Origin of the sequence: Robertmurraya sp. DFI.2.37 (assembly GCF_029211245.1) — a bacterium.
Lineage (GTDB): Bacteria > Bacillota > Bacilli > Bacillales > Cytobacillaceae > Robertmurraya > Robertmurraya methanolica_A.
On record NZ_JARGEJ010000009.1, the window covers coordinates 38097 to 50731 of the forward strand.

The 12635-nt window shown below is 36.4% G+C and carries 11 protein-coding genes; 4 read left to right on the forward strand and 7 right to left on the reverse strand.

The features are described 5' to 3' along the window. Positions 1-28: 28 nt before the first annotated feature. The 3 genes from PZE06_RS07105 (at position 29) to PZE06_RS07115 (ending at position 3358) form a co-directional block, all read left to right on the forward strand. Positions 29-1792, forward strand: a complete 1764-nt coding sequence (locus tag PZE06_RS07105; protein WP_306421134.1) for a methyl-accepting chemotaxis protein — start codon at positions 29-31, stop codon at positions 1790-1792. Between the two features lie 169 nt (positions 1793-1961). After that, positions 1962-2591 carry a response regulator transcription factor gene (locus tag PZE06_RS07110; protein WP_095309404.1) on the forward strand — a complete coding sequence of 210 codons (630 nt, stop codon included), beginning with the start codon at positions 1962-1964 and terminating at the stop codon, positions 2589-2591. A 47-nt stretch (positions 2592-2638) separates the two neighbouring features. Further along, complete coding sequence (locus tag PZE06_RS07115; RefSeq protein ID WP_150914961.1) at positions 2639-3358, forward strand: EAL domain-containing protein; 720 nt, start codon at positions 2639-2641, stop codon at positions 3356-3358. A gap of 105 nt (positions 3359-3463) precedes the next feature. Here the strand turns inward: PZE06_RS07115 and PZE06_RS07120 are convergent, their stop codons facing one another. Beyond that, positions 3464-4090, reverse strand: a complete 627-nt coding sequence (locus PZE06_RS07120; protein ID WP_095309402.1) for a TetR/AcrR family transcriptional regulator — start codon at positions 4088-4090, stop codon at positions 3464-3466. A 602-nt stretch (positions 4091-4692) separates the two neighbouring features. Continuing rightward, positions 4693-5343, reverse strand: coding sequence for a YdeI/OmpD-associated family protein (locus tag PZE06_RS07125; protein ID WP_150914962.1), 651 nt, complete (start codon positions 5341-5343; stop codon positions 4693-4695). A 294-nt stretch (positions 5344-5637) separates the two neighbouring features. On the opposite strand from PZE06_RS07125, the gene PZE06_RS07130 reads away from it, so the two are divergent. Further along, entirely contained in the window at positions 5638-5916 is a 279-nt protein-coding gene (locus tag PZE06_RS07130) for a hypothetical protein (protein WP_306421136.1), read from the forward strand. A gap of 128 nt (positions 5917-6044) precedes the next feature. Here PZE06_RS07130 and PZE06_RS07135 read toward each other — a convergent pair whose 3' ends face one another. The 5 genes from PZE06_RS07135 to PZE06_RS07155 all read right to left on the reverse strand — a co-directional run bounded on the left by PZE06_RS07135 (position 6045) and on the right by PZE06_RS07155 (position 12565). Beyond that, positions 6045-6899 (reverse strand): ABC transporter permease, encoded by an 855-nt coding sequence (locus PZE06_RS07135; protein ID WP_150914963.1) that lies wholly within the window; start codon positions 6897-6899, stop codon positions 6045-6047. Next, positions 6896-7810 (reverse strand): ABC transporter ATP-binding protein, encoded by a 915-nt coding sequence (locus tag PZE06_RS07140; protein WP_095309396.1) that lies wholly within the window; start codon positions 7808-7810, stop codon positions 6896-6898. Before PZE06_RS07140 ends, PZE06_RS07135 begins: the two co-directional genes overlap by 4 nt. A gap of 184 nt (positions 7811-7994) precedes the next feature. Further along, positions 7995-10379, reverse strand: a complete 2385-nt coding sequence (locus PZE06_RS07145) for a glycoside hydrolase family 31 protein (protein ID WP_150914964.1) — start codon at positions 10377-10379, stop codon at positions 7995-7997. A 60-nt stretch (positions 10380-10439) separates the two neighbouring features. Continuing rightward, positions 10440-11282, reverse strand: coding sequence for a sugar ABC transporter permease (locus PZE06_RS07150; protein WP_095309393.1), 843 nt, complete (start codon positions 11280-11282; stop codon positions 10440-10442). Continuing rightward, positions 11282-12565: a sugar ABC transporter permease gene (locus tag PZE06_RS07155; RefSeq protein ID WP_095309390.1), complete on the reverse strand. Its 1284-nt coding sequence runs from the start codon at positions 12563-12565 to the stop codon at positions 11282-11284. The genes PZE06_RS07150 and PZE06_RS07155 overlap by 1 nt, the downstream gene beginning before the upstream one ends. Positions 12566-12635: the final 70 nt, after the last annotated feature.

Below are 12635 nucleotides of genomic sequence, written 5' to 3' on the forward strand. Positions count from 1 at the left end.
TACACTCATAAAAAGGAAAGTGATCTTAATGAAGATGAACTTTGTTAAAGATTTCTTCACGAAAACGATTAAAAGGAAGTTAATAACCGTCTCCATCCTGTTATTAACGATCCCCTTGATCGTATTAGGCATTATTAGCTATCAAAAAAGTAGCAGTAGCTTAGATGAGATCGGAAAAACAAATTTAAGAAATAGCGTTGAACAAACACTCGAATTGATCGATGCCTTAAACGACCAGGTGAAAAATGGAGGTCTTTCATTAGAGGATGCCCAAGAACGGGTTAAAATAGCGATTTTAGGTGAAAAGCAGGCTGATGGAACGCGACCAATTAATGACAGTATTTATTTAGGTGAAAACGGCTATTTATTTATTGCTGACAGTAAAGGCACAGTCGTTGCCCATCCCTCTGTCGAAGGAAACAATTCTTGGGATAGTGAAGATATACATGGCAATAAATATGCCCAAGAATATATTGAAAAAGGGTTAAATGGTGGAGGATTTACTTATTACTTTTACCCGCTTCCACAAGATGAAGATGCAATTGAAGAAAAAGTAACATACTCAGAGGCATATCCAGAATGGGACTGGATTGTCGTTTCCAGTACATATTTATCTGACTTTAATAAACCTGCAGATGAAATATTAACATTGAATATGATTGTTATTGGAGTTTCTCTCATTGTCGGGATCTTAATCATTTGGCTCTTTACGAATCAATTAACAAACCCGATCAGAAAAGTAACAGACCATATGCTCCATATTGGAGATGGCGATTTAACGCTCGAACAATTGCATATTACTGCAAATGACGAAACAGGAAAGCTTGCCAATGGTATAAATGAGTTACAAAGAAAATTAAAAGAGATTATCCAAAATATCTCTATCGCCTCCCAATCGTTGTCAGGGCACAGCGAAGAGCTAACACAATCCGCCAATGAGGTCCAAGTTGGTACTGACCAAATTGCTAAAGCGATGGAGGAAATTGCCGCTGGAACCGAATCACAAGCACATCATGCAAGCTCGCTTTCCAATACGATGGGAACCTATGTGGATAGTATTGATGAAGCTAACGAAAATGGGTTAAAAATTTACCAATCCTCAAATGAAGTCTTAAAATTGACTGATGATGGCTCGCAATTGATGTCCCAATCTGTTAAACAGATGAGCAATATTGATCAGCTCGTGCAAGACTCCGTATCGAAGGTACAGCAATTAGCAACTCAATCGAATGAAATCTCAAAGCTGGTGACAGTTATCAGCGATGTTGCAGAGCAAACCAATTTATTAGCACTCAATGCAGCAATTGAAGCAGCTCGGGCTGGGGAACAAGGGAAAGGTTTTGCAGTAGTAGCCGATGAGGTGAGAAAATTAGCTGAACAAGCAGCCAATTCTGTTAGTGAAATTACAGAAATCGTTGATAACATTCAAAATGACACATCTGAAGTTGTCCATTCTTTACAAAGTGGGTATATAGAAGTAGAAAAAGGGACGAAACAAATTACGACAACTGGAGAAACATTTGAAAAAATCAATGATGCGGTTAGAACGGTAGTTACAAATGCTCAGACCGTCCGCGATAATTTAACCATGATCAAATCGACAAGTGTTGAGATGAATACTTCGATTGAAGAGATTGCATCTATTTCTCAAGAATCAGCAGCAAGTGTAGAACAAACTTCAGCTTCTGCTCAGCAAACAAGCAGTTCAATGGAAGAAGTTGCATCAAGCTCGGATGAACTTTCAAAACTAGCAGAAGAACTGAATGCATTAATAAGAAGATTTCGAACGTAATTAACTTGAGGGTAGTAAAGATATATAGTTCTTTACTACCCTTTCCGCGGTAATACGGTAATAGAGTATATGAATCTTGAAATTTATACTACAATAAAATGATGATAAAGGGAGTGTAATTATGAACTATTTTCCTTAATCTCCAATAGCTTATTAGGAGTGTGTGGTCATGACCGTAACAATTGTAAAAAAACCTTCTTTAATTACAGATATACTTATTTACATCATTCAGGATCACTTTCCAAACTTTATTTTAAAAATATATGACCCCCATTTTCTAGAGATGCTAATTAAAAATGAAAACATTACCGATATCATTTTAATTGATGTTGATATAGACAAGGATATAACCTTTCTTATCCAGCATTACAAAAACTTGAACCGAAAGGTAATGATATGGACTGGAAGCATCTACAATTATAAATTAATCGATTTTTTTCGGTTAAACCTGGATGCCTATTTATATCACAAAATGGAGGAAGAAGAATTAATTAATGCCATTAAAATGGTATTAAAGGATGAAAAATATGTTCATCCTCAATTAGCATTCATTCTTTTAAATGATTATTATCAATTTGTTAATATTCAATTTAAAAAGCCTGCTAAACTATTAACTACTCGGGAGTGGGAAATCCTTGAACTATTAACTCAAGGGTATAAAAATGATGAAATTGCACAAAAATTATCCTTATCTGTAAAGACTGTTAAAAACCATGTTAATTCTATCTTAAAAAAACTAGGGGTTAAAGATCGAACAAATGCTGTTATTAAGGCTTTTAGACATAGATGGTTTTATTAGGGTAATTTTTTTTCACGGAATTTATCATAAATGATGAGGTGAAAAAAATGAAAAACAGCAATCCGTTATCATTACATAATTTGAAAATCGAGCATTATATCCAACCTATTATCGATCTCTCCAATAATCAAGTTATTGGCTATGAGTTCTTGCTTCGTTCTGAAAACATAAACAATCCAGAATTACTATTTAAAACGGCTTCTCAAACGAATCAACTATTTGAACTGGATATGAAATCGATTTTTCAAGCCATAGAGACAATAAATTCTCATTTTACATACTTTGAAAACATGTTACTATTTATCAATGTTTTTCCAACGACATTAATGGAAAGCAACTTCCTGCAAGGGTTATTAAACATCATCTCCAAAACGGTTCTTAAAGCAAACTCCATCGTTTTGGAAATAAATGAATCAGCAAAAGGGATGAATATCACGAAATTAAAAGAAACCGTATCCATTTATAAAAAGCACGGTTTTACCATCGCTCTTGATGATGTTGGTAAAGGTGATTCAACCGTAATGGCGCTCCTTGAAGTTGAACCGGCAATCGCAAAGATTGATAAATATTTCTCTATTGATTTAGCGACTTCTGTAAAAAAACAAGAGATCATCAAACTTTTGTTACAGTTTCTTAAGCGTGATACCACTGTTATTTTAGAGGGCGTTGAAACGATTGAGGATTTGATGATGGCGAAATCTTTAGGAGTTCCCTATGGCCAAGGGTATTATTTAGGCAAACCGCACCCTTTATCAACACCATCATAAAAAGCCAGGTTCACGATGCAGCTACAAAAATGAAAGCACAAACATTGTAAATACTTATTGTTTCAATACTCTGGAGCAAAGGGAATGATGTTTCCTGCCACTTCCCTATTGCTCCACTTCTTTATAAAAAGAACGCCTTAAAATGTCCTTATAACTATCCCACTCATTCATTAATTCCAATCCGACATTTTCAAAAGTCTCTATTTTCTTTAATTGAACCTCTGCAAAGCCGAGCATCGTCCAATTAAGAATATGTAGTGCTTTTTCAGGATCAATATCGTCCCGAAATTTAGAATAATCTATGTTATCATAAACCCTATCCAATGCATTATCAAGAATATTTCCCAATCTTTGCTCTACATCATTCTTAACCTCTAGAGACTGTTCAAGCCGTGCCGATTTAAGGAAGTCAAACACCAGTGGATATTTTTGCTGTATTTTCAATTTGATTAGGCCTATTTGACTAATGCGCTTAAAAAGATCCCTTTCGTTCACATCGACTTCTGCAAAAATGATATCTATAATTTTTAAAGCATGCTCAAGCAAATATACATATAGTTCCTTCTTATTATAAAAGTAATTGAATAAAGAACCTTTTGATATTTGTGCTTCCTTGACGATTTCATTTGTTGATGCTTTGTCATACCCACTTAATACAAATTGCTTCATCGCAGCATTGATAATTTTTACTTGTTTTTCACTTTTTAAACTGTGGAATATCGAATAACTCATTGCTAACTCCCTTTTCTTCAATAGATACGTTAATATCTTAAACTTAGCATAAATGACCAATGGGGTCTAATGATCAAAAAGGAAGCAACAATAGATAAAAAAGACCTTTGTCCGATGGAAAAAGGCCACAGCTTCTACTATTCTAATTTGTATATTTATCAGGTTGCTGAACAAAAATATATTTCCTTCAATATCCCTATACTATTCCTGCCATGCCCCATGGGAAAGTTACTTCGGTTATGCTCCATTGCCACCGTGCTTTAAAAAATTGTGCATAAGTTCGTCTGCGGTAAAACCTTTTAAGGGCTGATTAAGCTCAGGCAGCGGGCTTTGACGTTTCATTAAAGCTGCTATTTTCTAAGTTCATGAAAGGAAACGTTAGCATCACCTTCATACTTGTTTTTAGGTCCTCGTAAAGTTTTTGTTCCTCGTCTTCTCAAAAACCTGTCAATTGTCTCCTTGCTTATATTAGCACATCTTTTCATGTGTCGAATCAATGTCCCATTTCTACCATTCCATGTATATCTGCGAAGAGTTTAATCATTTTAATTAATGAAATATGGAAAAGTAGTATTTTGTTACCTTTCAATCAGAACTATAATCTATTTCTTCTTTTGCCGATATAAATCAAAAGATTTATATCCCTGTGATAATATCTCGACCATTTGCTCCTGACGTTTTTCCCGCGTCTTTTGTTGTTTGGCAGAGAAAATATAACGAGCCCAATCTCTTTGATAACCAGCTGTTAAACTCCGATAGAAATCAAGTTCAACAGGATAGTCCCTTAATAGCTTCTCAACATCTTCAATTTTGTTCTCATAATCAGCAACAGACTGACTCGAAGCTGGAGATTTTTTAGCTTTCTTTTTCTCACGCTTTAATCCAACAACTGTAAAGACCTCATCCATGCTCACCATTCTAGAAAACTTCAAATCACTTCCATTTACATAGCCATCTTCCCCAACTTTCATTGCTGGAAAGATCTCATCTCTGTGTACAAATGTTTCATACTTCTTATTCCCTTTTTTCGGATAGGCAAAAAATAAATATCCTTTTTCTAGCAACTGCTGCTCATCCATTATTTTCTGCGTATACTCAACCATTTCCTCAAGTAATTCCACAAAAATAAAAATAGCGTCATGCTCTCCAGAAAGCGCCGTCTTATTGTCAGTAAAAATATCATAGTCACTTGGTTGATTTAAAACAGCCAAATTTTTATACTTATGCAAATTCAATTTATCAATAATCATTATTTCTACTCCCTCTTATTCTTATATACTCACCCGCATAATCTTAAAAAGGTGTCCACAAACATTTTATCAAATCCTTATATAAAATCATAAGATTCCATGATTTCAACAGGCAATATAGGCAGAATCGAGCTTAACCACACTAACACTTTAATCCTTCCTATTGTCACTCTTATCTACCTGAATGGAAAGCTTGAACACCTACTTCCAAAAGCACGTAAACCTAAAAATTTGCTATATGAATTGACCATACCTAAACTTTCATTCATTTTAATGATGAAGGTATGGGGCAACAAAATGAGTTCAGAACAAAAGAAACTAGAATGCTCTTACAAAGAAATGGCAGTATTTTTTTTACAATTAGTTGCTAGTGAAACAGTTCAAACGGCGTTCGAGCAATATATAAGCGCAAATTTCACTCACCACAATCCATATTTTCGCGGCAATGCTCAATCACTTATGCGTGTAATGGAAGAGAAATTCGAGGTAAAACGGGTGAGCGCAGAGAGAGAGCGTCGCTGTCCATTCAGATTCAGAGGATATCGTAGGAGCTGTGGTACATATCTTTCGTTTTGACCGCAAGCAAATTGTTGATTTATAGAAGATAGGACAAGCAATTCCAACAGATTCACCTAATGAGAACGGATTGTTCTAGAAGACTGGTGGTGCTGATCGCACCAAAGGGCAATCAGCACCATCGATAATCATCCTTTTTTCTTAGACATTTTCCATAAAGTTAATAAAAAGAAAACAATCCCGATAATCAATAAATATAAAATGCTATGCCACCATTGGACAGTAATGCCACCAATTTCAAATACAGAGCCCATTAATAACCGGAATTCCTCCATTGCCGCTGCTGGAGCACTCTCAAAGACGAGTTGTTCAGCCGGGCCCATCATGATCTCGCGAAGCATCATAGCTGCATGGGAAGGTGGAAATATTTTCACAAGCCATTGTACTGCCTCAGGTAAATTTCCAATCGGAATATAAATTCCTGTTAAAAAACCGATTAACGTTCCAATAATGGTTGCTGCAGCAGAAAAAGCATTGCTGCTTTTGAAAAAAGAGACAAAATAGTAAAGCATGAAGACAGAGAAGAAATCATATAAAATAATAATAGCTAAGACTTTTGCTAAAGCAGACCAAGTGAGGAAATCTCCCCCATTTATGACAATATAAAATTGTGCAAAAATCAAGGTGAGCATTGTTAGAAGCAAGCTAATCACAAAACAGCTTAAAATATAGCTACCAGCTAAACTACTTCTTTTTATAGGCGAAGCGAAGAAATCTTTATCAATCTTCAGCTTCCGATCCTCTACCATATTACTCAATGCACTTATTCCAGTCGTAATCGGTGCAATTGCGATGATACCTGCCATCAGCCAAGAATCAATTAATGTTCCAGCTCCTTCTACACCATCGAAATTACTTTTCATGACATCTCCCAAAAATAATAAATACAATCCTATTACAATCAGAACACTTAAAAGGGAAAAAAATACACCGGCCTTATCGCGAAAAAACACCAACAAATTCCGTTTCACTAAATATCTCATTCTCTTAATCCTTTTCCTGTAATCGTGATAAACACATCATCCATTGTTCCTTTTACTACTTGAAAACCAATGATGTCCTCTTTACATTGTTCTAAAATTGGCAATGCTTCTATCGTTGCATTCAGTCTTACGGTTAGCGTATCTACTTTTCGCTCAAATTCATATCCTTCTTCTTTCAAAAGAGCCATTAATTTCTCAATGTCAGCCCCATGAATTTCCAAGTAGTCTGAGCTATACTTTTCCTTCAGTTCTGATGGTGTTCCCTTTGCCACAACCTCACCATTATCAATCACAACAACATAATCAGCTTTCGCGGCCTCCTCCATATAGTGGGTGGTAAGAAAAACCGTCATCCCTGTTTCTCGTTGAATTTGACGAATCGTTTCCCACACCCGCTGTCTCGTTTGTGGATCAAGTCCTGTCGTCGGTTCATCTAAAATCAGGATTTTCGGTTTGTTAATCAGCGCCCTTGCAATATCTGCCCTTCTTCTTTGTCCACCGGATAATTTTCCATAGGGTTGATTTAAAAAACTTCGGACCTCTGTATAATCAATGGCATACTCCATTCTTTCTTTCAATTCCTGGCCCGACAATCCATATAAACTGCCACGGCATATAAGATTTTCTTTCACTGTCAATAAATCATCTAAAAGACTTGTTTGAAAAACAATTCCCAATTCAGAGCGAATATTGCTATCATCCAAACCAAGTTGATGTTGATTAATGGTGACATGACCACCATCCGGCTTTAATAAAGTGCAAAGAATATCAATCGTCGTAGATTTCCCAGCTCCATTCGGACCTAAAAAGGCAAAAAGCGCCCCTTCTTCTACATAAAAATCAATTCCTTTTACTGCCTCAATGCTTCCATATGATTTCTTTAAGGCAGAAACTTCAATTATTTTCCCCATTCGCAACATACCTCCTCGCTCGTTAAAATAATGGTTAGCTGAGTAAACCCGGATAACTCTTTTTAATATAGCATAGGATTAAGCTTGTAAATATAAATTTTATGTTAATTGGGAATTTTTAGACGTAAAAATAAAGGCGGGTTAGCATATAGCTACCCGCCCTATTCCATCTGCTCTTATTCAACTATTTAAAATAATGTTGACGCTTGGCGCAAATGATCATCTTTTCGTGCTCTATTAACTTACTGTTCGCTTGTTTTTCCCCATTAATAAAGACCGTTTTCCCTTCCTCTAACCCATGAATAATGAACTCCATATCCTCCCATACTGGCTCATATTGGCTATGGCTTGTTTTACATGTTATGTCTAACTTTCCAAGCTCCATTTCAGCAGTGATGATCGCCTTGAAAAACTCCCCGTGCTCATATGCAAATGATTTCCCATCGTCCTCATAATAAGTAAAGCTAGCTTTCCCCTCTTTACTTGGATAAAGATGAATCTTTAAAAGAGTTTCATCTTGTTTAGTTGAACCTTTTACCGTACCATGCGTAATAATGGAGCCTTCCTTTACAAACAGCGGCAAAGTTTCTAAATCAGCTTCAACTAAATAGTGGTTACCACCAGATAACCTTTCGTCAGTCCAATAATTGACCCACGTTCCTTCTGGTAAATAAACAACGCGATGAAACGTATCCGGCGTTAAAATAGGGGCAACGATCAGATTCGAACCGATCATAAATTGATCAGATAAGTTAACGGTATGTTGATCATTTGGATATTCAAGCATTAAAGCTCGCATAACAGGAAGCCCTGTTGTACTTGCTTCCTGAAACAATGTATATAAATATGGCAACCACCGATAACGTTCTTGAATATATCTTTTAATGATTTGTTCATATTTCTCTCCAAAAGACCAAGGCTCCTGATGAATTGACTTTAATTCACAATGATTGCGAAAATATGGAGTAAATGTACCAAATTGTGTCCAGCGGGCTAATAATTGCCCATTCGAGTCATGTGCAAATCCACCGACATCTGGCCCGCAAAAAGGAACACCTGAAATACCTAAATTCATACACATCGGCAAAGCCATCTGCAAATGTTCCCAGAAGCTGCGGTTATCTCCTGTCCAAACAGTCGCATAGCGTTGAATTCCTGCATAACCAGCACGAGTTAATAAAAAAGGGCGTTTGCCATCGATCTGCTTTTTTAACCCATCATATGTTGCCTCTCCCATAAGCAAACCATAAAGATTATGAAGCTCACGATGTGTTTTTGGGTCACCATCATTATCATGGACAACATTTAAATCCATTGTTTTCGACTCATTAAAAACAGAGGGTTCATTCATATCATTCCATACACCTTCGATCCCTAATTTGGTGTAAAATTGATGGCTCTCTCCCCACCATCGACGTACATCTTTTTTGGTGAAATCAGGAAAGGCACTTTTCCCTGGCCATACATCACCGTGGAAGATTTCTCCATCTAAATATTTGCAAAGCATATCACCTCTAATTCCTTCTTGATAAAGATAGTATTCGGGATCAGCTTTAACTCCGGGATCAACGATTGGGACAATATGCACCCCTTCTACCCTTAATTCCTCGATTAATTTTTCCGGATTTGAAAAGCGCTCTTGATCAAATGTAAACACACGATAGCCATCCATATGATGAATATCTAAGTAAACAGCATCTAATGGAATAGATTTTTCTTTAAAAGTTTGCACTAATTCCCTCACTTCTTGCTCTGTTTTATAACTGTATCTTGATTGGTGATAACCTAATGCCCATTTTGGTGGAAGCGGCATTTTCCCAGTAATAGCCGTGTACTGTTCGATTACATGTTTAGGAGTAGGACCTCCGAATATATAATAATCTAACTGGCCTCTCTCCGCTAAAAAAGAATAGGTCTCTGTTGATGATTTCAGATCGAAAATGCTTTTAGATGGATTATCTAAAAAGATTCCATACGCTTTCCCTTGACGGACTGCCATAAAATAAGGAATAGATTGATAAATAGGATCTGTTTCGGGATTGTGAGGGGCATATACATCCGTATTCCACATCGTCAGCTTTTCACCGCGTTTATCTAAGTAGCCCGTTTTTTCTCCAAATCCGTAAAAATGTTGATCCTCCACCATTTGTTTATAACAGATCACCCCTTTAGTCTCGTTAAAAGCCATTCCCTGATCTGCCTCTTCAAGAAGCAATGAGCCATTTTGATCAAAAACAGATATTAAGAGCGGAGTTTTATTTATATGAAGCGAGAGCTTCTTACTTTTTAAATAGAGTTCTTCCTGATTCTCTTGCAACGACAAGTTCAATTGCACAGGTTTCTTTATCACTGCTCTTGTCGTTTGCTTTGAAGGTTTCTTCTTCGGATTCATCATAATACGGACAATATCATCTCGATAAAATATAATCGTAACATAGCCATTTTCAGCTTCCATTTCTAAAATATGCTTGCTCTCAAACGCATGAGATACAAGCGCCCCTACACTTCTATAACGAGTATGTTGCTCGTATTCTTTATCTGGTAGGATTGCAAAACTGGTATCATTCATATTCTTGTCCCCTCCAAAAGTTGTTCATCTATAAAATGCTAACTATTAAATAAGCTTTTATTATCCCTTTGTGGCGCCAGAGGTTAAACCGCTAATTAAATAGCGCTGCAGCATTAAAAAAACGATAGCTATCGGAACTGCAATTAAAATGGAGCCAGCAGCAAACCTGGTAAAGTTGTTAGCAAATTGAGCATTAACAAAATTATAAAGCCCTAATGCCAGCGTATAATTCTCTGGACTTCGTAAAATAATTCTCGGCAGAATAAAGTCCATGAATGGAGCCATAAAATTGAATAAGGCAACAACAGCAAGAATTGGCTTCGCAAGCGGCAGCATGATCGTAAATAACACGCGAAAATGTCCCGCCCCATCCATTCTCGCTGATTCATCTAATTCCCTCGGAATTGTATCGAAGTAACCTTTCACAAGAAATGCGTTCATAGGAATCGAACCACCGATGTAAATAATGATTAAGCCTAAAAGTGAATCCAGCAATCCAACTAAGTTTAATAAGATATAGATCGCTACCATCGCCATTAGCACAGGAAACATTTGCAATAAAAGAAATGTGTATAAGCCGTATTTACGACCAACAAAGCGATATCTTGAAAAGGCATAGGCGACAAGTGAAACGCAAATCGTCGAACCAATTGATGCAGCAAATGCAACGATCAATGTGTTCTTATACCAAAGCAAATAATCGCTGTCTGGATCAGTAAACAACCAAATATAATGTTTAAACGACCAATTTTCGGGGATCATTTTTGCACCAAAAAGGCTGGAGCCTGGATTTAATGAAAGTCCAAACGTCCAAAGAAGAGGGTACAAAATAATGACAAACATGATGAAAATACTTCCATAGATCCCGATTAATTGTAATATGTTTTTCGTTTTACTATTCATTACAGTTCTCCCCCCTCTTTAAATGAGGACGTTCTTCTAAATTGGAAAAAAGCGAAAATGGCAACAATGAATCCTAAAATAAGTGAAATTGCCGCCGCGATACTGAACTGACTTGATTCGAAAGTCAAATCGTATACCCAAGAAATCAAAATATCAGTACCTCCGGCATTTTGATTTTTAACAGCAGGCCCGCCCTGATTAAACAAATAAATGATATTAAAATTATTGAAATTTTGCGCATACTGCATGATTAATAATGGGGCAGTGGCAAACATAAGATGCGGGAACGTAATATATTTAAATTTCTGAAATGAAGATGCACCATCGATATCTGCCGCTTCATACCACTCTTGGGAAATACTTTGTAGCACCCCAGTAAATAAAGCGAAAACAAACGGAAAGCCAAGCCAAATCTGAATGCTTATAAGAGCGATTCTTGCCCAAAACGGATCACTTAGCCAAGGTATTTGTGTATCAAAAAACGGCATTAAAATATCTCGATTGATAGCACCAAAATTATCATTAAATAAAGCCGAGAATATAAGAATCGTGACAAAGCCTGGAACTGCCCATGGCAAAATCAGAACCGTTCTTATCAATTTTTTAAATTTCACCCTTGCATCGTTTACGATAACAGCCAAATACATTGCAAGTCCTATTTGCAGAGTCGTGGCAACAAATGTCCATATTAACGTCCATGAAAGGACAGACAAGAAGGTGTTTCTCCAAATTGGGATCGTTAATAGTGATTTAAAGTTTTCAAAGCCAACCCAATCAAGTAGGTTTTTTGGCGGTGAGTTCATAAGTGTGTAGTTGGTAAATGCAAGGAACGCCATAAATAATAATGGAAAAATAACAACGAACACTAACAAGAATAATCCTGGCCCAGTTAAAATATAAGGAAAAGCATAATCCCAAGAATCTTTCACTGTTTCTTTTAAACTCTTTCTTTCAAAACCATCTTGTATTTTCCGCGCATCCTTTTTCGCATCGACAATATTAATGGCATAAAAGAGCAGAGCGAACACTGTTACTATTAAGGCAATAATTCCTTGACTTAACAATACCCTCGAATCATCTATTGCTGGTATTTCTCCCAGTGTCCACAATCCCCAGTATCCAATATTCAATAAATCATAAAAGACAATGATAAATGAAATTGACAAAATAAGAAAAAAGGAGCCCTTTATATAACGTTTGTTATAAAACTGACCAAGACCCGGTATAACTGACAAAATTGCCGCTAATCGAGGGCTATGTTTTTTATTGTGAATCGATGCCAAAGCGAAATACCCCCTTTACATAATCAAAAACTGATTATCTAATAAACTACGAGATTCGCCGCTTAGATGC